The sequence below is a fragment of the Sphaerotilus sulfidivorans genome (assembly GCF_013426975.1).
In the GTDB taxonomy this organism is placed as follows: Bacteria; Pseudomonadota; Gammaproteobacteria; order Burkholderiales; family Burkholderiaceae_C; genus Sphaerotilus; species Sphaerotilus sulfidivorans.
The window spans coordinates 36785-60300 of record NZ_JACCPY010000009.1 but is presented as its reverse complement, the minus strand read 5'-3'; the positions used below and the strand labels follow the sequence as shown (position 1 = coordinate 60300).

Sequence of the window (23516 nt, the reverse complement as noted above, 5' to 3'; positions counted from 1 at the left end):
TTCAGCCGAGATCCAGCCGAGATTCAGCCGAGGGCGTGCCGCGCCTACACTGGCGCGCATGTCCCAGACCGATCTCTTCTCCGACGCTCCCTCCGAGCCGACTTCCGAGGCGCCGACCGCCCTGCGCGCAGCCGAGCTGCGTCGCCAGCTCCACCATCACGCCCACCGCTACTACGTGCTCGACGCGCCGGAGATTCCGGACGCCGAGTACGACCGCCTGTTCGCCGAGCTGCAGGCGCTGGAGGCGGCGGATCCCGCGCTGCGCACGTCCGACTCGCCGACGCAGCGGGTCATCGGCGCGGTGCTCGACGGCCTGTCGCCGGTGCGGCATGCGGTGCCGATGCTGTCGATCAAGACCGAGACGGACACCACATCGCAAGGCGCCATCGCCTTCGACGAGCGGGTGCGCTCGGCCCTGAAGCGGACCGAGTCCGACCCGCCGGTGCGCTACGCGGCCGAGCTGAAGTTCGACGGTCTGGCGATCAACCTGCGCTACGAGGCCGGCGTGCTGGTGCAGGCCGCCACCCGCGGTGACGGCGAGATCGGCGAGGATGTCACCCAGAACATCCGCACGATCGGCCAGATTCCCCTTCGACTGGCGGGCGTCGACGCGCCGGTGATCGAGGTGCGCGGCGAGGTCTACATGCGCCGCGACGACTTCGAGCGGCTCAACGAGGCCCAGCGCCAGAAGGGCGAGAAGACCTATGTCAACCCGCGCAACACCGCCGCCGGTGCGGTGCGTCAGCTCGATCCGGCGGTGACGGCGCAGCGCCCGCTGAGCTTCTTCGCCTACGGCCTGGGCGACGTGCAGGGCTGGGACATTCCGGCGACCCATGCCGGGCTGCTCGATGCCTTTGCGGCGATGGGCCTGCCGGTCTGCGCCGACCGGATCGTGGCCGAGGGCGCCGACGGGCTGGTCGCCTTCCATGCCGCGATCGGCGCGAAGCGCGATGCGCTGCCCTTCGACATCGATGGCGTGGTCTACAAGGTCGATGACCGGGCGCTGCAGCAGCAGCTCGGCTTCAAGACCCGCGAGCCGCGCTGGGCGGTGGCGCACAAGTACCCGGCGCAGGAGCAGATGACGCGGGTGCTGGCAATCGACATCCAGGTCGGGCGCACCGGCAAGCTCACGCCGGTGGCCAAGCTCGAGCCGGTCTTCGTCGGCGGCACCACCGTCAGCAATGCCACGCTGCACAACGAGGACGAGACGCGTCGCAAGGATGTGCGCACGGGCGACACGGTGATCGTGCGCCGCGCCGGCGACGTGATTCCCGAGGTGGTCGGCGTGGTGCCGGAGCGCCGCCCGCCGGACGCCGGCGAGCCCTTCGATCTGTACCAGCGCCTGCAGGGCCGCTGCCCGGTCTGTGCCAGCGACATCGTGCGGGAAGAAGGCGAGGCCGACTGGCGCTGCACCGGCGGCCTGTTCTGCCCGGCGCAGCGCAAGCAGGCGCTGCTGCACTTCGCCGGCAGGCGCGCGATGGACATCGAGGGGCTGGGCGACAAGGTGGTCGACCAGCTGGTCGACAGCGGCCTGATCCGCACGCTGCCCGAACTCTACAAGCTGGGCGTGCTCAAGCTCGCCGCGCTCGAGCGCATGGGCGACAAGAGCGCGCAGAACCTGGTCGACGCGCTGGAGCGCAGCCGTCACACCACGCTGGCGCGCTTCCTCTTCGGGTTGGGCATCCGCCATGTGGGCGAGTCGACCGCCAAGGCGCTGGCGCGCCACTTCGGCAGCATCGACCGGCTGATGGACGCCTCGCCCGAGCAACTGGTCGAGGTGCCCGACGTCGGGCCGATCGTGGCCGCTAGCCTGCGCACCTTCTTCGACCAGCCGCACAACCGCGAGGTGGTCGAGCAGCTGCGCGCCGCCGGCGTCACCTGGGACGAGCACGAGGGCGCGCCGCCGGCGCAGAGCCTGCCGCTGGCCGGCCTGACCTTCGTGCTGACCGGCACGCTGCCGACGATGGGCCGCGATGATGCGAAGGATCTGATCGAGGCCGCCGGCGGCAAGGTCAGCGGCTCGGTCTCGAAGAAGACGAGCTATGTCGTGGCAGGCGCAGAGGCCGGATCGAAGCTTGACAAGGCTCAGGCTCTGAGCCTGCCGATCCTCGATGAGGAAGGTTTGCTGAAGCTTGTCGCCTCGTTGCGGGCGGCTCAGTGGACTTCAGACGTCCAATAAGTCGCAATATCGGAAAAGCCGCGACATGAACCCCCTGAAATGAAGGATTAGGGTCCTTCTTCACCGGTTCCAGAATGTCTCATCGGTCGGGAGTGAGCTCCGGACAGGCTCTCTGGATGAGCCTGAATCGGTTCCCGGCCATCGAGTGACCTGCTTGGAAACGATGATCATGAAGAAGTTGTCGATGATGGGGGCGCTGCTGACGCTCGGCCTGCTGGCCGGTTGCGGCGGTGGCGGCGGCGGTGGCAGCAGCGACGGTGGCGCGGGAACGGGAACGACGGCGAAGACCACCACCGAGGTGATGGCCGGCGTGTCGGGCTCGACGCTGGTGCTGGACCGAGGCAGTGCCGCTGCCGGCACCGATGCCAACGCCGATGGCGTGCGTGACGATGTCGCCACCTGGATCGGCAGCCAGGGCTACACCAGCGCGATGAGCGCGGCTGCAACCCAGCTGGCCCGGGCCTATCAGGGTGCGATCACGGTCAGCACGACCGACGCCGATGCGCTGCGCACTGCCCGCACCGCGGCCAGCGATGCGGTGGAATGCGTGATGCAGAGCGCCGCCTCGATCGACGCCGGCTACAAGGCGGTGGCCGACGTGCGCCGCGTGGCCCTCAACACCGACGCACGCGCCTCGGCCTATCTGGCCTATGCCGCGGCGGTCAACGACACCGTCGTGCGTGCCCCCGAAGGCACCGGCTGCACCAGCAGCAACTGACATCGACCGGGAGCGACACGATGAAGATCAAGCTGAAGAGCAAGCACAACTTCCTGCGTCACGCGCTGGCGGGCGCAGCCGGCCTGGCCCTGATGGCTGGACACGTCACCGGTTCTGCCGCGACCGCGGGCATTTGTGATCCGGAGGGTGGCTACGTCGTTGCCTACTACAACGGCACGATGGCTCTGCCTGACGACGCAGACGCGCAACGCGCCGCGATGCGCCGTGCTCGGCATGGGGTTAACACTACTGGCACGAGTGAGACAATCAATGGCGAGGTGGTCCACTATGAGACCTTCTACTCTGCCAACACCACGCAACTGCAGGCACTGGCCACCACCTACCGCCAGTCGCTTGATGGCGTGCTGAGTTCGTACTGGGAGTATTTCTGGGATTTTCTGGGCGGCGATACCTCGAGCTGGGCTGCTCTGGCAACCAAGACAGGTGATTCTCGTTTCAGCGAACTGAGTGCTGCCTTCACTGGTCAAGTCACCAAGCAGACGGCAGACGCGCTATCCCAGATGAAGGCCGATGTGTCCAGTTCGACCACCCTGGGCAACAAGCAGAAGACCCGCATTCAGGCGCTTTACACCGAACGCCAGAAGATCACGCTGGTCAGCCAAGGCGAGCAGGGTGCGCTCTTTGCAGACAAGGGCTTCGTCAGCGTCGGCTCGCCGACTGACAGCAGCGCGCTGCGCCTGTCGCTGGCAGCTCGGCCTGGTTCGGATACCTCCGAGCTGTCCGCCAAGATGGCCGCACTGATCACACCGACCAATGTGGAGAACAATCGAGGCTTTTTCACGGCCACCCTGTCGTGGACACTTCCGAGTTCAGTCCCGGGTGTGGAAAACGACTTCGACATGCACATCATCGAACCGGCTCCTGGTTCCAAGCATGTCCATTACACGGATGAGTCGAAAGCCAAGGGCGGTGGCGGAAGTCTGCAGGGTGATGCCGGGTACTTGGACAAGGACAGTACGACAACGGGCCCCGAGCACTACTACGTTACTTGCGATGAAAGCAAGCTCGTCGAGGGTGTCTATCAGATTTCCGTGACCCAGGAGGGTCTGGAGGTTCCGACGGGAACTTATGCGACGCTGCAAATTGCCACGGCGAAATCTGGGGAAATTTTCTCGAAGACTTTCCGTGGCGACACCGTGACGGGCTATATCCAGCCCGACAAGCTGGTGCCAACCGTCAAGGTGCAGGTGTCGAAGAACGCCGCGACTGGCAAGTGGAGCGCCAGCATCGCTCCCTGAGCGCGCGACGCATCACACACGCTGGACGAGGCCACACCGAGAGGTATGGCCTCTTTTTCATCAGAGATCCTGATCCAGAGCCCGTGCCACGCCCAGCAGCGCCGGCGACACGCTGGCGTCGATGACGAAGACCGGCATCTGCGCCAGATAGGCCTGGAAGCGCCCCTTGGCCTCGAAGCGGGCGCGGAAGTCCGAGCGGTCGAGAAAGTCGCCCAGGCGCGGCACGATGCCGCCGCCGATGTAGACGCCGCCCAGCGCGCCCAGCGTCAGCGCCAGATTGCCCGCGACGCTGCCCAGCAGCGCGCAGAAGCGCGAGGCCGCCTCGACGCTGCGGGCGCATTCGCCCGAGAGCGCGCGGCGGCTGACGTCGGCCGGCGTCGATGCGGCCGCGGCCACGCCGTCGAGCTGGCAGACGGCCTCGTACAGCGCCACCAGGCCGGCGCCGCAGATCGCGCGCTCGGCCGAGGCGTGGCCGTAGCGCTCGCGCAGCACCGCGATGATCGCCTCCTCGCGCGCGTCGCTGGCCGCCAGCGTCACATGGCCGCCTTCGCCGGCCAGCGCGACCCACTGGTCGCCGGCCGGCAGCAGGCCGGACACGCCCAGGCCGGTGCCCGGGCCGATCAGCGCGATCGGGGCCTGCGGGCGGGCGCTGCCGCCGCCGACCTGGCGCAGCTCGTGCGGCTGCAGCGAGGGCAGCGCCAGCGCCAGCGCGGTGAAGTCGTTGATCACCACCAGCCGCTGCAGGCCCAGCTCGGCCTGCAGGCCCGAGATCGAGAAGCCCCAGTGGTGGTTGGTCATGCGGATCTCGTCGCCGGTGACCGGATTGGCGATGCCCATCGCCATCGAGCCGGGCTGCCCCAGGCCGGTGCCGGCGAGATAGGCGCGCACCGCATCGGCCAGCGTCGCATGCTCGGCGCAGGGCAGGGTGCGGATCCGGTCGATCGCGGCGCCGTCATGCGCGATCCAGCCGAAGCGGGCGTTGGTGCCGCCGATGTCGGCCACGAGGCGGGGATAGGGCGAACGGGAGCTCATCTGCGGGGACGTCACTCGGGAATGAAGGGCAGGGAAAGAAGGACAGGCGCCGGCCGGAAACGACTGCGGCGCGCCATCGTAGCGCGCCGCAGGTTTCGTGCCCAGAACAAGCCGGCGGGCGGCGGCGGGGGGCTCAGCGGCCCAGACGCTTCTCGGTCTCGCCGTCGAACAGGTGGACCGCGTCGGTCGACCAGCTCAGATGCACCGTGTCGCCGACCTGCTCGGCCACATGGCCGGCCAGGCGAACCACCAGCGCGCCGGCGGCGGTCTTCACCGACACATAGGTCTCCGGGCCGGTCGGCTCCAGCATGGTGATCTCGCCGGCCAGGCCGCTGGCGGCGAAGCTGATCTTTTCCGGGCGCAGGCCGTAGATCACCTTGCGGCCGGCCGGGGCTGCCGCCTGGTGCTCGGCATGGGTGGCCAGCAGCGTGCCATTCACCGACACGCCGCCGGCGGCCGCGGTGCCGCGCAGCATGTTCATCGCCGGCGAGCCGATGAACTCGGCCACGAAGACGGTGGCCGGGCGGCTGTAGATGTCGTCGGGCGTGCCGAACTGCTGCACCACGCCGCCCTGCATCACCGCGATGCGGTCGCCCAGCGTCATCGCCTCGACCTGGTCGTGGGTGACGTAGACGGTGGTGGTGCGGGTGCGCTGGTGCAGCTGCTTGATCTCGGCGCGCATCTCCACGCGCAGCTTGGCGTCGAGGTTGGACAGCGGCTCGTCGAACAGGAACAGCGCCGGGTCGCGCGCCAGCGCGCGGCCCATCGCGACACGCTGGCGCTGGCCGCCGGACAGGGCGCCGGGCTTGCGCTCGAGCAGATGCTCGATCTGCAGCATCTTGGCCACCCGGGCCACCGCCTTCTCGCGCTCGGCCTTCGGCACCTTGCGCATCTCCAGGCCGAAGGCGATGTTCTCGGCCACGTTCATGTTCGGGTAGAGCGCATAGCTCTGGAACACCATCGCGATGTCGCGGTTCTTCGGCAGCTCGTGGGTGACGTCGCGCTCACCGATGTGGATGGTGCCGCTGGTGGGGCTGTCGAGGCCGGCGATCATCGACAGCAGCGTCGACTTGCCGCAGCCCGACGGGCCCACCAGGATCAGGAACTCGCCCTTCTCGATCTCGAGATCGATGCCCTTGAGGATGTGGATGTCGCCGCTGTAGGTCTTGCGGACGTTGCGGATGGAAAGTGCGCCCATGATGAGATCCTGAATCCTTCTTAACCCTTGACGGCGCCGGCGGTCAGCCCGCGCACGAAGTACTTGCCTGCGACGACATAGACGAGGAGCGTCGGCAGCGCGGCGATCATCGCGGCGGCCATGTCCACGTTGTATTCCTTGACCGAGCTGGAGGTGTTGGCCAGGTTGTTCAGGCCCACCGTGATCGGCTTGGAATCGGCGCCGGAGAACACCACGCCGAACAGGAAGTCGTTCCAGATGTTGGTGAACTGCCAGATCAGCGTGACGACCAGGATGGGCGTCGACAGCGGCAGCACGATGCGCACGAAGATGCGGAAGAAGCCGGCACCGTCGAGCATCGCCGCCTTGATCAGCTCGTCGGGCAGCCCGATGTAGTAGTTGCGGAAGAACAGCGTGGTCGAGGCCAGGCCCATCAGCACGTGCACCGTGATCAGGCCCCAGATCGAGTCCGACAGGCCGACCCAGCCCAGCACCTGCGACATCGGCAGCAGCACCACCTGCAGCGGCATGAACACGCCGAACAGCATGAAGGAGAACAGCAGCTCGCTGCCCTTGAAGCGCCACTTGGTCAGCACATAGCCGTTGAGCGCGCCCAGCGTGGTGGAGATCGCCACGGCCGGCACGATCATCGCCATCGAGTTCCAGAAGAAGGGCTGCAGGCCGTTGCAGTCGGTGCCGGTGCAGGCATTCGACCAGGCCTTGCCCCAGGCCTCGAAGTTCAGCCCGGCCGGCAGCGCCAGCAGGCTGCCGCCGCGGATCTCGCTCATGTCCTTCAGCGAGGTCACGAGCATCACGTAGAACGGCAGCAGGAAGAACAGCGCAAAGACGCCGAGCAGGCCGAAGATGATGAAGCGGTGGACGTTTTTCATGAGGGGACTCTCCGCCGGCGCCGGGTCAGCGGCGCTGCGAGCGCAGCTCGCTGTACAGATAGGGCACGACGATGGCCGCGACGGTGGCCAGCATCACGGTGGCCGAGGCCGCGCCCAGGCCGATCTGGCCGCGGGTGAAGGCGTGGGTGTACATGAAGGTCGCCGGCACGTCGGTGGCGAAGCCGGGGCCGCCGGCGGTCAGCGCCATCACCAGGTCGAAGCTCTTGATCGCGATGTGCGCCAGCACCATCAGCGTCGAGAAGAAGACCGGGCGCATGCTCGGCACGATGATGCGCCAGTAGATCTGCGGCAGCGTCGCGCCGTCGATCTGCGCCGCCTTGATGATCGAGTCGTCGATGCCGCGCAGGCCGGCCAGGAACAGCGCCATCACGAAGCCCGAGCTCTGCCAGACGCCGGCGATCACGACGGTGTAGATCGCCATGTCGGGGTCGACCAGCCAGCCGAAGCGGAAGTTCTCGAAGCCCCACTGCTGCATCAGGTGCTCCAGGCCCAGGCCGGGGTTGAGGATCCACTTCCAGGCGGTGCCGGTGACGATGAAGCTCAGCGCCATCGGGTAGAGATAGATCGTGCGCAGCAGGCCTTCGGCACGGATCTTCTGGTCGAGCAGGATCGCCAGCAGCAGGCCCAGCGCCATGCCGATGCCGATGAACAGCACCGAGAAGATGCCCAGATTCTTCAGCGCCACCATCCAGCGTTCCGACTGGAACAGGATCTCGTACTGCTGCAGGCCGACGAACTCGTAGTTCGGCAGCAGGCGCGAGGCCGAGACGGACAGGTAGCCGTTCCAGGCGATCAGGCCGTAGATGAACAGGAACGACAGGACGAAGCTGGGCGCCAGCACGAGGCGCGGCAGCCAGTGGTCCAGCCGGGCAGCGGCGGAAGGAGTGGACATGGTGGTGACGAGGCAGGGGAGCGGGCCCTGGAGCAGGGTCCGGAAAGCATCATGGCCGCCACGGCGGCCATGATCTGGGCGCACGGGCCGGTCGCGATACCGCAGCCGGCCCGGGGATCACGCAGGGATCACTTCGTCATCGCGGCCGAGGCGATCTTGGCCTTGGCATCGGCGACCGACATCTTGTCGCTGTTCCAGAACTGGCTGACCGCGTCCTGGATCGCGCCGGCCGCGGCCGACGGCACGGCCATGCCGTGCGCGACCGAGGGCACCAGCGAGGCCGACTTGGCGGTGTCGACGAAGTCCTTGCTCGAGAGCTTGGCGCAGTCGTCGAACTTGGCCAGATCCATGTTCAGGCGCACGGGAATGGAGCCCTTGTTCAGGTTGAACACTTCCTGGAAGTCGGTCGACATGATCGCGGCGGCCAGATCCTTCTGCGCCTTGACGTTGGCCTCGTTCTTCAGCTTGAACATCGCGAAGGAGTCGACGTTGAAGGTGAAGGCCTTGGCGGTGCCGGGGGCGGCGGCGCAGGTGAAGTCCTTGCCCGGGACCTTGCCGGCGGCGATGAACTCGCCCTTGGCCCAGTCGCCCATCAGCTGCATGCCGGCCTCGCCCTTGATGACCATCGCGGTCGCCAGGTTCCAGTCGCGGCCAGGAGCGTTCTTGTCGGTGTAGCCCTTGACCTTGCGGAAGGTCTCCAGGACCTTGTCCATGGTCGCGCTCTTCAGCGTGGCCTGGTCGAGCTGCACCAGGGCCTTCTTGTAGAAGTCGGTGCCGCCGACGCCGAGCGCCACGCTCTCGAAGGTGGTGAAGTCCTGCCAGGGCTGGCCGCCGTGCGCCACCGGGATGATGCCGGCCTTCTTCAGCGCCTCGGCCGAGACGAAGAACTCGTCCCAGGTGGTCGGCACCTTGGCGCCGGCCTTCTTGAACACTTCCGGGTTGGCCCACAGCCAGTTCACGCGGTGCACGTTGACCGGCGCGGCGATGTAGTTGCCCTTGTACTTCATGACGTTGGCCACGACCGGGGGCAGCACGCTGTCCCACTTCTCGGCCTTGGCGACATCGTCGATGTTGGCCAGCACGCCCTCAGAAGCCCATTCCTGCAGCGACGGGCCCTTGATCTGGGCTGCGGCCGGGGCGTTGCCCGAGACCACGCGCGACTTCAGCACCGTCATGGCCGAATCGCCGCCGCCGCCGGCGACCGCGAAGTCCTTCCAGCTGTGGCCCTTGGACTGCAGCGTGGCCTTCAGCGCCGAGGCGGCCTTGGCCTCGCCGCCGGAGGTCCACCAGTGCAGCACCTCGACCTCGCCGGCCTGCGCCAGGCCTGCCACGGTCAGGCCGGCCGCCACGGCCAGCATCTTGCGCGCGAAGCGCGTCGTCTTCTCCATCTTCTTCATGTCTGCTCCAGTCCAGGGGGTGGGTGGGTGTCTCGCGCAGGGTACGCACAGGTCCCCGCTGACAGGCATGAAGATTAATGATGCTTTAAAGGATTAACATTAGGTGAAACCCCTGATATCTGCCGTTCAGGTGCCGCGTTCCTGCGGCATCGCCGCGGGCAGCGGCAGGCTCACCGACATGCGCGTGCCCTGCGGATGCAGCCGGGCGACCTGCACCCGGCCGTGATGGCGCTCGACGATCTCGCGCACGATCGCCAGGCCCAGGCCGCAGCCGCGCCCTTCCTGGGTGCCGCGGAAGAAGCGCTCGAAGATCGCGCCGTGCAGCGCCTCCGGAATGCCGGGGCCGGTGTCGTCGACCTCGACGATCGCGCGGCGGCGGGCGCTGTCCTCGCGGACCCGCACGGTGATCTCGGCATGGCGCCCGGCGTAGCGGATCGCGTTGTCGATCAGGTTGGCGATCGCCTCGCGGATCAGCAGCGCATTGCCGTCGATGGCCAGCGCGGGCGGCTCCTCGCCTTCGGTGTCGCTCTCGGGCTCGTCCATGCCCAGATCGGCGCCTTCGGCCAGCGCGCGCGGCACCAGCTCGGCGGTCAGCTCCTGCACCAGCCGGCGCAGGTCGAAGCGGCTGCGCCCGATCTGCGCCACCGATTCCGGCTCGGCGCGCGCCAGCGTCATCAGCTGGTTGATCAGGTGGGCGCTGCGGGTGGCGCTCTCGTGCACCCGCCGCAGCCGCGCCTGCAGGGCCGGATCCGTGGTCTCCTTCAGCGCCAGCTCGGTCTGGGCCTTCAGACCGGCCAGTGGCGTGCGCAGCTGGTGCGCCGCATCGCCGATGAAGCGCTGCTGCGCCGCCACCGAGTCGCGCACCGCCGCCAGCAGGGTGTTGACCGCCGCGGCCAGATCGCGCACTTCCTCGGGCGCGGACTCCAGCTCGATCGGCGCCAGGTCATCGGGGCCGCGGCCGCTGACCGCCTCGCGCAGCCGTGCCAGCGGCGCCAGCCCGGTGCGCACGCCGGCCCAGACCAGCGCCGACATCGCCAGCACCAGCAGCGACAGCGGCAGCGCGGTGTCGACCAGCAGGTCGCGGGCCAGCGCCTCGCGGCTGATGCGGCTCTTGGCGACCTGCACCATCATGCGCTGGCCGCGGCCGGGCTCGCCGTAGCTCAGCACGATGGCGGCGACCCGCACCGTGACCTCGCCGTCGGTCGTGTCGATGCGGGCGTCGTAGAACGAGGGCCGCTCCGGCACCAGGGCCTCGATGTCGGCCGGTGGCGTCAGCTTGTGGTTGCCGAGGATGAACTCGCCCGGCGGGCTGCTGACCATGTAGTAGACCCGGTCGTCCGGGTCGGACTCGATGATGTCGCGCGCCGCGCGGGGGAAATCGATCAGCAGGCCGCTGTCGATCGGCTTGACCTGGCGCGCCAGCGCACGCGAGGACAGGTAGAGGCCATGGTCGATCGCGCGGTCGGCATAGCGGGCCGCGACATGGTGGGTGATGACCGCCGCGGCCAGCCACAGCACCAGCTGCGGCAGCAGCAGCCAGGCCAGCAGATGGCGGCGCAGCGAGCGGCTGCCGGGCGAGACGACCGGCAGGCGGTTGAGCAGGGACTGCGGCAAGACGGGCATGGCGACCGCGAGTGTCGCCGCACGGGCAAGGACGTGTCAGTCCTGGGTTTCGAGCAGATAGCCCAGGCCGCGCACGGTGCGGATGCCCACGCCCGAGCCCTCGAGCTTGCGGCGCAGGCGGTGGATGTAGACCTCCAGCGAGCTGGGGCCGCCGCTCTCGGAGACCTCGGTCGACCAGGCCTGGGCGATCTGCTCCTTGGTGATCACCTTGCGGCGCTGGCTCAGCAGCAGGTCCAGCAGCAGCCACTCGCGCGGCGACAGCTCGACCGGCTGGCCGGCGATGGTCGTGCGCCGCGCGTCGCGGTCGAACTGCAGCTGGCCGACGCTGACCGCGTCCGTGCCGGCCGGTGCAGCCGGCTGCGCTGCCGCACCCTGGCTGCGGCGCAGCACCGCGCGGATGCGCGCCTCCAGCTCGGGAAAGTCGAAGGGCTTGGTCAGGTAGTCGTCGGCACCGGCGTTCAGGCCGGCGACGCGGTTGTGCAGCCCGTCGAGCGCGGTCAGGATCAGCAGCGGCAGCCCCGGCTTGACCGCACGCACCCGCTGCACCACCGTCAGCCCGTCGACCAGCGGCAGGCCGATGTCGATGATGCCGACGTCGAAGGCCTGCTTCGTCAGCAGGTATTCGGCCACCGCGCCGTTGTCGGCGACCTCGACCTCGAAGCCGGCTGACTTCAGGTTGGTGCCGAGCGCGTCGGCGAGGATGGCATCGTCTTCGGCCAGCAGGGCGCGCATGCGGGGCTCTCCGGGATCAGGCTTCGGGCGTGCTGCCCATCATCACCTGGCTGAAGCCGCCGTCGACATAGCTGATCTCGGCCGTCATGCCCGCGGCCAGGTCCGACAGCATGAAGGCGGCGACATTGCCCACGTCCTCGATGGTGACGGTGCGGCGCAGCGGCGCGTTGCCGGCGAACTGGTTGAGCAGCTTGCCGAAGTCCTTGATGCCGCTGGCGGCCAGCGTCTTGATCGGACCGGCCGAGATGCCGTTGACCCGGATGCCCTTCGGGCCCAGGTTGGCGGCCAGGTAGCGCACGCTGGCTTCCAGCGAGGCCTTGGCCAGGCCCATCGTGTTGTAGTTCGGCACGAAGCGCACCGCACCCAGATAGCTCAGCGTCAGCAGCGAGCTGCCCGGACGCAGGTGCGGGAAGGCCGCCTTGGCCATCGCCGGGAAGCTGTAGGCCGAGATGTCGTGCGCGATGCGGAAGCTCTCGCGCGACAGGCCGTCGAGGAAGTCGCCGGCGATGGCCTCGCGCGGCGCGAAGCCGATCGAGTGCACGAAGCCGTCGAAGCCCTCCGGCCAGGCCTGCGCCAGGTCGGCGAAGACGCGCTCGATCTGCTCGTCGCTGCTGACATCGCACTCGAAGACGAGCTTCGAGTCGAACTCGGCGGCGAATTCGGTGATGCGGTCCTTGAAGCGTTCGCCGACATAGCTGAACGCGAGTTCGGCGCCTTCACGGTGGCAGGCCTTGGCGATGCCGTAGGCGATCGAGCGATTCGACAGCAGACCGGTGATCAGAAGGCGCTTGCCTGCGAGGAAACCCATGGATTCTCCGTGTGGTTACGAGCTGAGAGGAACGAGCTGAGGGCGTGGATTGTCTCTCACTTGCCCCAGCTGTCCTTCAGACCGGTGATGCGGTTGAAGACCGGGCGGCCCGGCGCATGGTCCTGGCGGTCGGCGACGAAGTAGCCGTGGCGCTCGAACTGGAACTTCTCGTCGGGCACGGCCTGGGCCAGCGAGGGCTCGACATAGGCGGTGATGACGCGGCAGCTGTCCGGGTTCAGGCTGGCCTTGAAATCCTTGCCGCCGGCGTCCGGGTGCGCGTCGGTGAACAGGCGGTCGTACAGGCGCACCTCGGCGGCCACGCCGTCGGCCACGCCGACCCAGGTGATCGCGGCCTTGACCTTGACCGCATCGGCGCCGGGCGTGCCGCTCTTGGTGTCGGGCACGACGGTGGCCAGCACGGTGGTCACGCGGCCGTCGGCGTCCTTCTCGCAGCCGGTGCACTCGACCACGAAGCCGCCCTTCAGGCGCACCTTGTTGCCGGGGAACAGGCGCTTGTAGCCCTTCGGCGGCACCTCGGCGAAGTCCTCGCGCTCGATCCAGACCTCGCGGCCGATCGTGAACTCGCGCGCCGGCGGCGGCGTCCGGCCCTCGGCGACATGCGGCAGGGCTGGCAGCGAGCAGGGCTCCAGGTGGCCGGCGCCCATCACCTCGTCCCAGTTCGTCAGCACCAGCCTGACCGGATCGAGCACCGCCATGCCGCGGTGCGCCTTGTTCTCCAGATCGTCGCGCAGCGCGATCTCCAGCGTCGAGTAGTCGATCCAGCTGTCGGCCTTGGTCACGCCGATGCGCTCGGCGAAGAGCTGGAGGCTTTCCGGCGTGTAGCCGCGCCGGCGCAGGCCGACGATGGTGGGCATGCGCGGGTCGTCCCAGCCGCTGACATGGCCCTCGTTGACCAGCTGCGCCAGCTTGCGCTTGCTGGTGATGACATAGGTCAGGTTCAGGCGCGCGAACTCGTACTGGCGAGGGAGCGGGCGGGCCAGCAGCCCCAGCTCGGCGAGTTTGTCGAGCAGCCAGTCGTAGAACGGGCGCTGGTCCTCGAACTCGAGCGTGCAGATCGAGTGGGTGATGTTCTCCAGCGCGTCCTCGATCGGGTGCGCGAAGGTGTACATCGGGTAGATGCACCAGCGGTCGCCGGTGTTGTGGTGCGTGGCGCGGCGGATGCGGTAGATGGCCGGATCGCGCAGATTGATGTTGGGCGAGGCCATGTCGATCTTCGCGCGCAGCACCATCGCGCCGTCGGCGTGCCGGCCGTCGCGCATCTCGCGGAAACGCGCGAGGTTCTCTTCGGGCGAGCGGGCGCGGAAGGGGCTGTCGGTGCCGGGCGTGGTGAAGTCGCCGCGGCTGGCGCGCATGGCTTCAGGCGTCTGCTCGTCGACATAGGCGTGGCCGGCCTGGATCAGCGCCTCGGCCGCGCGGTACATGAAGTCGAAGTAGTCGCTGGCGTAGTAGAGATGGCTCTCGGTCTTGCCGCCGAAGGACGAGTCCCAGCCGAAGCCCAGCCACTGCACCGCGTCGAGGATGGAGTCGACATATTCCTTCTCCTCCTTCTCCGGATTGGTGTCGTCGAAGCGCATGTGGCAGACGCCGCCATAGTCGCGCGCCAGGCCGAAGTTCAGGCAGATGCTCTTGGCGTGGCCGACGTGCAGGTAGCCGTTGGGCTCGGGAGGGAAGCGGGTGCGGATCTTCGCCGGATCGGGCTCGCCCTGGCCGTGGTGCGCGCCGTCGCCGGGCGTGCCGGCCCAGCGGCGGCTGGCGTAGCTGCCCTGCTCGAGATCGCGCTCGATGATCGCGCGCAGGAAGTTGCTGGTCTTGTGTTCCGGGCCGGAGCCGTCGGCGGGGGTGTGGTTCGCGTCGCTCATGAAGTGAGGCAGGCAGGACAGCGCAGGGCTGGCAGCAGGAGGCAGGGCAGGGCGGCCGCTGGGGCGCCCTTGCGGGATCGATCGATTGTAGCCAGCGCCGCCGGCCGCGACCGATGCGGTGACCGGCGCGCCCGATCCGCGCGGGATGTCCTCACCGGTGCAGGGGATGGCGGGGTCCTGCGGCGAGCCTGCGCGGCCTGCTGCGCCGTGGGGATCGAAAAAACTCGCAAATGCCCTGCCGGAAACGGTACTTTTTCAATCCCCGGTTCCGGCGGCTGTCGGTAACACGATGCACAATCGTCACAAGCACACACAGTTACCGGGAGCGGTCATGTTCAGACAGTCCTTCTTTTCGATGGTTTCCTCGCCGTCGATTCCCGGGCAAATGAACCGGATATCCGCAGGATCGCCCGGAAAAACCTCTCAGAATTCCGGAAATTTCATGTCTTCAGCCTGCGAACCTGCCCGCACGGGTCCGTCCACGCCCGTCGAGCCGGCCAGCGGCGAACGCCTGACCGTCTTTGCCACCCGCTGGCTGCAGTCGCTGCCGGTGCCGGTGCGCCCGGTGATCACCGCCCGGCGCCATCCGCACATCATCAATCGCATGGCCCTGGCCTGGGGCGACCATCATGCGGTGGCGGATTACTTCGACAGTCTGCTGATCAGTTCCCGCCCGGATCGTCGGGGTTTTGCGGTCGAGGTGCTCGACGAGCTGGTGGATCTCCAGCAGGCGTTCATGGATGGCCGCATCGGCTGATTCAGACGCCGATTCCCGAGGCTGATTCCGATATTCCCAGGAAACTGATTTTCTGCACCGCGCAGGCCGGCAGGTCTGCGCGGTGCTGTGCGTGCACATCGGCACGCCAGCGGACTTCTGTCACGAAAGCTTCATCCCGCCTGCCTACAGTCGTCATCATTCGCTGATCCAGGAGCGTTCGCATTTTTCGCGTTCGGCTCCGAACACACGGAAGATGACACCATGGGACGCATTCTTGTCGTCGAGGACGAAGCGGCGATCGCCGAGCTGCTGTCGATGAACCTGCGCTTCGAGGGCCACGAGGTGCGCATCGCCGCCACTTCCGACGAGGCGGTGCAGGCGGTGCGCGATTCGCTGCCGGATCTGGTGGTGCTCGACTGGATGCTGCCGGGCGAGCCCGGCGTGGCGCTGGCGCGGCGCTGGCGTGCCGACGCGCGCACCCGCGACCTGCCGATCATCATGCTGACCGCCCGCAGCGACGAGCGCGACCTGGTCCAGGGGCTCGACGCCGGTGCCGATGACTATCTGGCCAAGCCCTTCTCGACCACCGAGCTGATGGCGCGCATCCGCTCGGTGCTGCGCCGCCGTCTGCCGGAAGCGCTGGAGAGCGCGGTCGAGATCGGCGTGCTGCGCCTCGATCCGGTCACCCGTCGGGTGCGTGCCGGCCAGACCGAGGTGGCACTCGGGCCGACCGAGTTCCGCCTGCTGCGCTTCCTGATGACCTACCCGGAGCGGGTGCATGGCCGCCCGCAGCTGCTCGACCGGGTCTGGGGCGACCATGTGTTCATCGAGGAGCGCACCGTCGACGTGCACATCAAGCGGCTGCGTGCCGCGCTGCAGCCGGTCGGCTGCGCCGACATGATCGAGACGGTGCGCGGCGCCGGCTACCGCCTGACCTCGAGCGTTCCGGGGACCGCTGGCGGCCTGGCCGCCTGAAGCCTTCCAGCCGCTCAGTGGAGGTGGTCGCTGAGCATGATCGCCGGATAGGCGTACTCGATGCCGATGCAGGCCCGGGCATAGAGATAGTTCATCACCGCACGTTCGCTGAGCTGGTCCAGCGGCACCTCGCCGCGTTCGTCGCAGGGAAAGCTCAGGCCTCGGCCTTCGTTGTGCAGCGAGCGGAAGCGCAGTTCGTAGTGCTGGGCTTCGCAGGTCTTGGCAGGCATGACGGTACTCCTTGACGATGCTGGTACGGACCCGGGTTCTGGTGCGCGCGGGCGGGATCCCGATGAAATCCAGTCTGCGTGCTCCCGATGTCGGCAAAGGTAAGGCAGCGGCGAAGTCTCCTGCAGGACCGGACCGTGCAATAGCGTCGGTCTGTCGGTCGCAGTCGTAACAGCGGGGCGAAGAGCGGTCAGATCACCGCTTCGGCAAGAGGTGCTCGGCGTGTGAGGGGCCGGCAGGGGCGAACACGCCCACACCGCGTGTCACCGGCTCTCGGCTAGGATGCGTGAGAAATTCCCCGCCCGCGACAAGGAGAGAACCCGATGGCCGCTGCCAGCCTGCTTGCCCTGCTCGATGACATCGCCACCGTGCTCGACGATGTCGCGGTGCTGACCAAGGTCGCCGCGAAGAAGACCGCCGGGGTGCTCGGCGATGATCTGGCGCTCAATGCCCAGCAGGTCACCGGGGTGTCGGCCGACCGTGAGCTGCCGGTGGTCCTGGCCGTGGCCAAGGGGTCGCTGCTGAACAAGGCGATCCTGGTGCCGGTGGCGCTGCTGATCAGCGTGTTCGCGCCGTGGCTGATCACGCCGCTGCTGATGGTCGGCGGTGCCTTCCTGTGCTTCGAGGGCTTCGAGAAGCTGGCGCACCGCTGGCTGCACAGCGCCGAGGAGGACCGGAGCCACCATGCCGAGCTGACGGCCGCGCTGGCCGATCCGGCGGTCGATCTGGTGGCCTTCGAGCGCGAGCGCATTCGCGGCGCGATCCGCACCGACTTCATCCTGTCGGCCGAGATCATCGCCATCACGCTGGGTGCGGCGGCCGGGGCGCCGCTGATGACGCAGGCGATGGTGCTCTCCGGCGTGTCGGTGGCGATGACGGTAGGCGTCTATGGTCTGGTCGCCGGCATCGTCAAGATGGATGACGCCGGAGCCTGGATGGTGCGCACCGGCCGGGGTGCGGCCTTCGGCGAGCTGCTGCTGCGGGCCGCGCCGCTGCTGATGAAGCTGCTGGCGGTGGTCGGCACTGCGGCGATGTTCCTGGTCGGCGGCGGCATCCTGGTGCACGGCGTGCCGGCGCTGCACCACCTGATCGAGCCGCTGGCCGCCGCGGCCGGCACGCTGGCGCCGCTGGTGTCGGTGCTGGCCGACGGTCTGGTGGGCATCGTCGCCGGCGCCCTGGTGCTGGCCGGCGTGATGCTGGTCAAGCGGCTGCGCGGCTGAGGTCAGGTCGAGCTGGCACGCCGGCCGCACGCAGCCAGCCCAGCCCCGCCGAGGTGGCGCCTGCCACCGTGCCGCGCGCCGGACGGTACTCGCAGCCGATCCAGCCCTGCCATCCGCATTGCGTCGCCACCTCGTCGATCAGCGCGAACAGGTAGGGATAGTTCAGCTCGCCCAGATCGGGCTCGTGGCGCATCGGCACGCCGGCGAGCTGGAGGTGGCCGACGCGGCCTGTGGGCAGGGTCTGGCGGATCCGGGTGGACAGGTCGCCCTCCACGATCTGGGCGTGATAGAGATCGAACTGGACCTTGAGGTTGGGCGCGCCGATGGCCTGCACGATGCGGTGCGCCTCGGCCTGATGGTTGAGGAAATAGCCGGGCATGTCGCGCGGATTGATCGGCTCGATCAGCACCTCGCGCCCCTGGGCCGCCGCCTGCGCTGCGGCCCAGGCCAGGTTGGCCTGGTAGACCTCGAGCAGTGCGGCACGCGGCAGGTCGGCCGGGGCGATGCCGGCCATCACATGGATGCGCGGGCAGTCCAGCGCCCGGGCATAGGCCAGCGCGGTGGCCAAGCCGGCGCGGAACTCGGCCTCGCGGCCGGGCAGGCAGGCCAGGCCGCGCTCGCCGGCCTCCCAGTCGCCCGGGGGCGCGTTGAACAGCACCTGCTGCAGGCCGTGGGCCTTCAGTCGCGCGGCGATCTCCTCGGCCGGGAAGGCGTAGGGGAACAGAAATTCGACACCCTCGAAGCCGTCCGCCGCGGCGGCGGCGAAGCGGTCGAGAAAGTCGTGCTCGTTGTAGAGCATGGTGAGATTGGCGGCGAAGCGGGGCATGGCGAGGCGCCGGAGTCCACCCGGGTTCAGCTCAGCGCCGCGACTGCTGGCGCAGCGCGCGCACCGTCTCGCGCAGCATCGGCTTGAGGGTGTCGAGCGTGGCCACCGGCAGGCCGGTGCGCTGGGTCAGCGATTCGGCCTGGCGCACGCTCAGGTCGGCGGCGCACAGGAGGTAGTGGGCCGGATCGATGCCCAGGCGGTCGCGCAGGTGCAGCAGCCGGTCGACATGCGGCGCCGGGTCGCCGGTCAGGCACTGCAGCGCCAGCGGCCGGCGGCTGTCGAGCAGGAACAGCGCGTCGAGCTTGTGGCCGTCGTCCTTCGGCCAGGACAGGCCGATGTCGCGGCCGACCGAGAAGTCCGCGCCGACATTGAGCAGATGGCGCAGCGCCAGCATGAAGGACCACCACTCCAGCCAGCCGCCTTCGAAGAAGCGCCGGTTCTCCACCGAGCGGTGCAGCGACAGCCGAACCACCGGATCGCCCGGCTGCGACAGGTACTTGGCCAGCAGGCCGCCCTCGGCCAGCTCCTGGCAGAAGTCGCGCAGCGCGCAGGCGTCCTCGGGGGTGCGCCGGCTCAGGTCGAGATTGATGAAGCTGTAGTCCTGCTTCTGGGCGCTGCGCACCCGCTCGATGATCTCGCCGAGCAGGCGCGGCTGCTCGGCGATCTGGCCGGCGATCGCGTCGAAGGGCCCGGAGGTGTCGAGCGCACGCGGATCCAGGTCGACGGTGGCCTGGTGCTGGCGCAGCCAGTCCAGCACCGGAGCGACCTGCACCTTGCTGCAGAAATGGTCCGAGCTGGTCGGGTCGAAGTCCATCGGCATCGAGTAGACCGACGGTGGCGCCTCCTGGCTGCCGGCCTGGGCGGCCTCGGCCGCCTGCTGGCGCAGCGTCTCGATCTCGGCGCGGGCGGCGGTCAGGTCGCGCCGGGCGGCGAAGTAGCGGGTCAGCATCGACTGCACGAAGCGCACTGTCGGATAGACCGCGTTGTCGGTCCGGCAGGACGGGCAGGGCAGCGACGAGCCGATCAGTTCATCGGCCTGCTCGGACAGGTGCCCGCAGCGGTTGCATCGGTAGAGAGCCATGGAGTTCGGTGCAGAGCGTGAAAGCGGAGCGGGTGCCGGATTATGCGCTGCGGGGTGGGCTCTTTCAGTCCGGGCCGGCCCGGCGGATCGGTCCGGTCGTGCCATCGGTGACACTCTCGGCCATGAGCGCTCCCCGACTGCTGCTGGCCCCGATGGAGGGCCTGCTGGATTTTGTTCTCCGTGACATGCTGACCCGCGCCGGTGCGATCGAGCGCTGCGTCAGCGAATTCATCCGCGTGACCGACACGCTGCTGCCCGAGCGGGTCTTCCACCGCATCGTGCCGGAGCTGCGCGACGGCGCGCGCACGCCGGCGGGCGTGCCGGTGCGCGCGCAGCTGCTCGGCTCCGATCCGGCCTGTCTGGCCGACAACGCCGCGCGCCTGGCCGGGCTGGGTCCGGCGGGCATCGACCTGAACTTCGGTTGTCCGGCCAAGGTGGTCAACCGCCACGGCGGCGGTGCGGCGCTGCTCGACCAGCCCGAGCTGATGTGGCGCATCGTTTCGGCGGTGCGCCGGGCGGTGCCGGCCTCGATGCCGGTGTCGGCCAAGATGCGCCTGGGCGTGGATGACGACGCGCAGGCGCTCGATGCGGCGCGCGCCGCCGCCGAGGGCGGCGCCTGCGAGATCGTCGTGCATGCGCGCACCAAGGCCCAGGGCTACAAGCCGCCGGCCTACTGGGACCGCATCGCCGTCCTGCGCCAGGCGCTGCCCGCGCTGCCGATCGTCGCCAATGGCGAGATCTGGACGCCGGACGATGCCCGGCGCTGCCTGCAGGAATCGGGCTGCGACGCGCTGATGCTCGGACGCGGCATCGTCGCCGATCCGGGCCTGGCGATCGCGATCGCCAGCGGCGGCGGGCGACAGCTCGACTGGCCGGAGGTGCTGGAGCTGCTGGCCGACTTCTGGGTGCTGGTGGGCCGGCATTTCGAGCCCGGCTACCGCGCCGGCCGGCTCAAGCAGTGGCTGCAGTTCCTGCGCCAGCGCCATCCGCAGGCTGCCGAGGCCTATCTGCGGCTGCGCACCGTCACCGATTCGCGGGCGATCGCCGTCGGTCTGTTCGGGGCGGAGCGGGCGCAGGCGCTGGAGCTGGCGCTGGCGGAGTCGCGCGTGGCGGCCTGAAGCCGTGGCAGGGCGGTCCGCTCGGCCAGCGGCTGATCCTGATGCGTGGCGATGATCTCCCCGACATCGTTGGCGGGCAGCAGAAAAGCGGTCGAGCTGCTGCCGCGTCGGCGCAGCACCGCCGCCACCCGCGCCAGCAGCTCGCGCGGCGCGTAGGGACGCGAGAGGCAGTCGTCGGCGCCGGCGTCGAGCGCCTCGATGCGCGAGCGTGCGTCCGTGCCGTCGACCAGGCAGATGCGTGCTGGCCGGCTCGGCAGCCGGCTCATGCTCTCGAGCTGGGCCAGATGCTCGCTGCCGTGCAGCAGCACATCGATCTCGTCGTCGGCCAGCCGGGCCTGCACCTGCGCCAGGCCATGGACCACGCTGACGCGGTGGCCGTGGCCGCGCATCAGCGTCTGCAGTCGGGTGGTGTCGCTGAACGGCAGGCCGGCCAGCAGAAGATGCCAGGAGGCGGTGGCCGCGCCCGGGGTCAGAGCGGGCAGCGGCGACAGCGCGAAGTCATGCGTGACGGGTCGTTCCATGGCGATCGAGCCTATCGAGACGTTGACGTGACCATGCCTCGAACAGGGCCGCCCGGACCGCCCGGTTTACCTGCACTTACCTTTGCTTCACCCATGCCTGGGAGTGGGTTACGCTCGCGCCCCTTCCGTCACCGATCGATACCGGATCCGCAGCCGATGAACAACGCCGCCACCTCTCCCGTTCCGCCCGATGCCGCCGCGCTGGCGGCGCTGCAGGCCTTCCTGACGGACCTGCCGGCCGGCGCGATGACGCTGGAGCGGCTCGACGGCTTCCTGTCCGCGCTGAACTGCGCGGCCAGTCCGCCCGGGCCCTCGGTCTGGCTGGCGCAGGTCTGGGGCGAATCGGCCGAGGCCCAGGTCTCCTTCGAGAACGAGGCCCAGGCGCGTGCGATCGCCGGCACGCTGATGAAGCTGCACGAGTCGATCGGCGCGGCGCTGGAGCGTGGCGGGCGCGGCGGCGCCTCGCATCGCCCGCGTCTGGCCCTGCGGCCGGACGGCCTGCCCGGCGGCAACGACTGGGCCTCGGGCTTCGTGCTGGGCATGCAGATCGCGCCGGAGGGCTGGCAGCCGCTGCTGGCCGACGACGAGGCCGGCCAGGCGCTGGTGCCGATCATGATGCTGCACCACGAGCACGACGAGGACGAGGCGCTGCGCCCGCCGCCGATCGATGCCGCGATGCGCGCCGAGCTGCCCGAGGTGCTGGCCGATGTGCTGCTGCAGCTGCACCAGCAGCTCGCCCCGGCGCGGCGCGAGCTGCAGCGCAGCGAGCGCCAGGCGCTGACCTTCCGCCGCAGCGCGCCGAAGGTCGGCCGCAACGACCCGTGCCCTTGCGGCAGCGGGCGCAAGTACAAGGCCTGCTGCGCGCTGCAGGCCGGCTGAAGCGCCGGCCGCGCGTCAGGCCGCCGAGCGCCCCCGGGCGGCCACCAGCGTCTCCAGGCTCTGCGTGCGGATGCCGTAGAAGTCCTTGATCGCGGCGATCTGCGCGCGCACCGCCTCGGCGTGGCCGGCCGGCGTGTGGCGGCGGCGCACCGCCAGCAGCATCTTGTTCTTGTTGGTGTGCTCCAGCGAGATGAACTCGAACACCTGGGTGTCGTAGCCCTCGGCGTCGAGCAGCAGCGCGCGCAGGCCGTCGGTGACCATCTCGGCCTCCTGGCCCAGGTGCACGCCGTGCTGCAGCACCGGGCGCAGGAGCGCCGGCATCGTCATCTGCGGGCGCACTTCCTTGTGGCAGCACGGCGAGCACAGGATGACGGACGCCCCGGCGCGCAGGCCGTAGTCGATCGCGTAGTCGGTGGCGATGTCGCAGGCGTGCAGCGCGATCATCACGTCCAGGCCGGCGGGCGTGTAGTCGCGCACGTCGCCGGCGTCGAAGCGCAGGCCGCCGAGCTGGTGGCGCTCGGCCGCGGCATTGCACAGGTCCACCAGCGGCTGGCGCAGCTCCACGCCGGTGACCTCGGCGCGGCGTCCCTGGCCGGCGAGCCAGTCGTGCACCGCGAAGGTCAGGTAGCCCTTGCCGCAGCCGAAGTCGTGCACCCGCACCGGCTCGGCCGGATCGCGCCCGCCCAGGCCGGCGTCGGCCAGCGCCGAGGAGAACACCTCGACGAAGCGGTTGATCTGGCGCCACTTGCGCGACATCGCCGGGATCAGCCGCTGCTGCGCGTCGGTCACGCCCAGGTCGTGCCAGAAGGGGCGCTCCAGCGACAGCAGGCGATGCTTCTCGCGGTTGTGCTCCTCGGCGGCCGTGTCTGAGGCGGCGTCCGTGCCCTCGTCGTCGGCGGGCGCGCTGTTGCGGCCCACCCGCAGCAGGCTGCGGTCGCGGCCGCCCTTGGTCTTGACGGTGAACTGCGCCTCCTGGGTGCGGGTGTGCAGGTGCGCGTTCTCGAAGGCACCGGTGGCGATCAGGCCGTCCAGCAGCGCCGGCACCTCGGTCAGCGGGTGGTTCTTGGTGATGTCGCGGGTGGCGTGGCGCCAGACCAGCTGCAGATGCGGCTCGCCGCGCAGCAGCACCGGGCGGGCCAGCACCTTCTCGAGATCGGCCTCGGGGCCGCGGTAGCGGCCCAGCGTCAGGCGCACCAGCTGGCGCGCGGCCAGCGCGGTCTCGATCAGGCGGAAGAATCGCTCGCGTGCGGTGGGCTCCGGTGCGGGCTGCGGCGCGGCGCCGGGAATCAGGTCGGTGAACATGGGGCGGATTGTCGACGATGGCGCATCTTGATGCGGCGCA

The 23516-nt window shown here is 69.2% G+C and carries 22 protein-coding genes; 8 read left to right on the top strand and 14 right to left on the bottom strand.

Annotation, left to right across the window (positions count from 1 at the left end):
- The first annotated feature begins 58 nt into the window (after positions 1 to 58).
- The 3 genes from ligA to HZU84_RS07965 all read left to right on the top strand — a co-directional run bounded on the left by ligA (position 59) and on the right by HZU84_RS07965 (position 4156).
- The gene (gene ligA / locus HZU84_RS07975; protein ID WP_149503803.1) at positions 59 to 2179 is read left to right on the top strand and encodes an NAD-dependent DNA ligase LigA; all 2121 of its coding nucleotides are present in this window, start codon (positions 59 to 61) and stop codon (positions 2177 to 2179) included.
- A 169-nt stretch (positions 2180 to 2348) separates the two neighbouring features.
- Positions 2349 to 2897: a hypothetical protein gene (locus HZU84_RS07970; protein ID WP_149503802.1), complete on the top strand. Its 549-nt coding sequence runs from the start codon at positions 2349 to 2351 to the stop codon at positions 2895 to 2897.
- Positions 2898 to 2917: 20 nt separating this feature from the next.
- Positions 2918 to 4156, top strand: a complete 1239-nt coding sequence (locus HZU84_RS07965; RefSeq protein ID WP_149503801.1) for a hypothetical protein — start codon at positions 2918 to 2920, stop codon at positions 4154 to 4156.
- A gap of 60 nt (positions 4157 to 4216) precedes the next feature.
- Here the strand turns inward: HZU84_RS07965 and HZU84_RS07960 are convergent, their stop codons facing one another.
- The 9 genes from HZU84_RS07960 to HZU84_RS07920 form a co-directional block, all read right to left on the bottom strand.
- Entirely contained in the window at positions 4217 to 5188 is a 972-nt protein-coding gene (locus HZU84_RS07960) for a glucokinase (RefSeq protein ID WP_149503800.1), read from the bottom strand.
- A 133-nt stretch (positions 5189 to 5321) separates the two neighbouring features.
- Positions 5322 to 6386 carry an ABC transporter ATP-binding protein gene (locus HZU84_RS07955; RefSeq protein ID WP_149503799.1) on the bottom strand — a complete coding sequence of 355 codons (1065 nt, stop codon included), beginning with the start codon at positions 6384 to 6386 and terminating at the stop codon, positions 5322 to 5324.
- Positions 6387 to 6406: 20 nt separating this feature from the next.
- Entirely contained in the window at positions 6407 to 7255 is an 849-nt protein-coding gene (locus tag HZU84_RS07950; protein WP_149503798.1) for a carbohydrate ABC transporter permease, read from the bottom strand.
- A 25-nt stretch (positions 7256 to 7280) separates the two neighbouring features.
- On the bottom strand, positions 7281 to 8168 hold the full coding sequence (locus tag HZU84_RS07945) for a carbohydrate ABC transporter permease (RefSeq protein WP_149503797.1): 888 nt from the start codon (positions 8166 to 8168) through the stop codon (positions 7281 to 7283).
- Between the two features lie 128 nt (positions 8169 to 8296).
- Entirely contained in the window at positions 8297 to 9565 is a 1269-nt protein-coding gene (locus HZU84_RS07940; RefSeq protein ID WP_375139026.1) for an ABC transporter substrate-binding protein, read from the bottom strand.
- Between the two features lie 126 nt (positions 9566 to 9691).
- Positions 9692 to 11188: a sensor histidine kinase gene (locus HZU84_RS07935; protein ID WP_149503796.1), complete on the bottom strand. Its 1497-nt coding sequence runs from the start codon at positions 11186 to 11188 to the stop codon at positions 9692 to 9694.
- Positions 11189 to 11224: 36 nt separating this feature from the next.
- Positions 11225 to 11920, bottom strand: coding sequence for a response regulator transcription factor (locus HZU84_RS07930; RefSeq protein WP_149503795.1), 696 nt, complete (start codon positions 11918 to 11920; stop codon positions 11225 to 11227).
- 16 nt (positions 11921 to 11936) lie between these two features.
- On the bottom strand, positions 11937 to 12728 hold the full coding sequence (gene fabI / locus HZU84_RS07925) for an enoyl-ACP reductase FabI (RefSeq protein ID WP_037484509.1): 792 nt from the start codon (positions 12726 to 12728) through the stop codon (positions 11937 to 11939).
- Positions 12729 to 12784: 56 nt separating this feature from the next.
- Positions 12785 to 14608 (bottom strand): glutamine--tRNA ligase/YqeY domain fusion protein, encoded by a 1824-nt coding sequence (locus HZU84_RS07920; RefSeq protein ID WP_149503794.1) that lies wholly within the window; start codon positions 14606 to 14608, stop codon positions 12785 to 12787.
- A 145-nt stretch (positions 14609 to 14753) separates the two neighbouring features.
- Here HZU84_RS07920 and HZU84_RS07915 point away from each other — a divergent pair, with 145 nt between their 5' ends.
- Both HZU84_RS07915 and phoB read left to right on the top strand, forming a co-directional pair.
- Positions 14754 to 15365 carry a hypothetical protein gene (locus HZU84_RS07915; protein ID WP_180692846.1) on the top strand — a complete coding sequence of 204 codons (612 nt, stop codon included), beginning with the start codon at positions 14754 to 14756 and terminating at the stop codon, positions 15363 to 15365.
- Between the two features lie 222 nt (positions 15366 to 15587).
- Complete coding sequence (phoB, locus tag HZU84_RS07910; RefSeq protein WP_149503792.1) at positions 15588 to 16301, top strand: phosphate regulon transcriptional regulator PhoB; 714 nt, start codon at positions 15588 to 15590, stop codon at positions 16299 to 16301.
- 14 nt (positions 16302 to 16315) lie between these two features.
- Here phoB and HZU84_RS07905 read toward each other — a convergent pair whose 3' ends face one another.
- On the bottom strand, positions 16316 to 16531 hold the full coding sequence (locus HZU84_RS07905) for a hypothetical protein (protein ID WP_149503791.1): 216 nt from the start codon (positions 16529 to 16531) through the stop codon (positions 16316 to 16318).
- A gap of 321 nt (positions 16532 to 16852) precedes the next feature.
- Between HZU84_RS07905 and HZU84_RS07900 the strand changes: the two genes are divergently transcribed.
- Positions 16853 to 17749: a DUF808 domain-containing protein gene (locus tag HZU84_RS07900; RefSeq protein ID WP_149503790.1), complete on the top strand. Its 897-nt coding sequence runs from the start codon at positions 16853 to 16855 to the stop codon at positions 17747 to 17749.
- On the opposite strand, the gene otnI is transcribed toward HZU84_RS07900, so the two are convergent.
- Positions 17730 to 18575 (bottom strand): 2-oxo-tetronate isomerase, encoded by an 846-nt coding sequence (otnI, locus tag HZU84_RS07895; RefSeq protein WP_149503789.1) that lies wholly within the window; start codon positions 18573 to 18575, stop codon positions 17730 to 17732. The two genes, HZU84_RS07900 and otnI, sit on opposite strands and share 20 nt — an antisense overlap.
- Positions 18576 to 18606: 31 nt before the next feature.
- Positions 18607 to 19656, bottom strand: coding sequence for a hypothetical protein (locus tag HZU84_RS07890; protein WP_149503788.1), 1050 nt, complete (start codon positions 19654 to 19656; stop codon positions 18607 to 18609).
- Between the two features lie 122 nt (positions 19657 to 19778).
- On the opposite strand from HZU84_RS07890, the gene HZU84_RS07885 reads away from it, so the two are divergent.
- Positions 19779 to 20774 (top strand): tRNA dihydrouridine synthase, encoded by a 996-nt coding sequence (locus HZU84_RS07885; RefSeq protein WP_149503787.1) that lies wholly within the window; start codon positions 19779 to 19781, stop codon positions 20772 to 20774.
- Here the strand turns inward: HZU84_RS07885 and HZU84_RS20945 are convergent.
- Positions 20660 to 21295 (bottom strand): response regulator transcription factor, encoded by a 636-nt coding sequence (locus tag HZU84_RS20945; protein WP_180692845.1) that lies wholly within the window; start codon positions 21293 to 21295, stop codon positions 20660 to 20662. The genes HZU84_RS07885 and HZU84_RS20945 overlap by 115 nt on opposite strands.
- Positions 21296 to 21451: 156 nt before the next feature.
- Between HZU84_RS20945 and HZU84_RS07875 the strand changes: the two genes are divergently transcribed.
- A complete protein-coding gene (locus HZU84_RS07875; protein WP_180692844.1) occupies positions 21452 to 22174 on the top strand; it encodes a UPF0149 family protein in 723 nt (240 codons plus the stop codon).
- 15 nt (positions 22175 to 22189) lie between these two features.
- On the opposite strand, the gene HZU84_RS07870 is transcribed toward HZU84_RS07875, so the two are convergent.
- On the bottom strand, positions 22190 to 23476 hold the full coding sequence (locus tag HZU84_RS07870; protein WP_149503785.1) for a class I SAM-dependent methyltransferase: 1287 nt from the start codon (positions 23474 to 23476) through the stop codon (positions 22190 to 22192).
- Positions 23477 to 23516 lie beyond the last annotated feature (40 nt).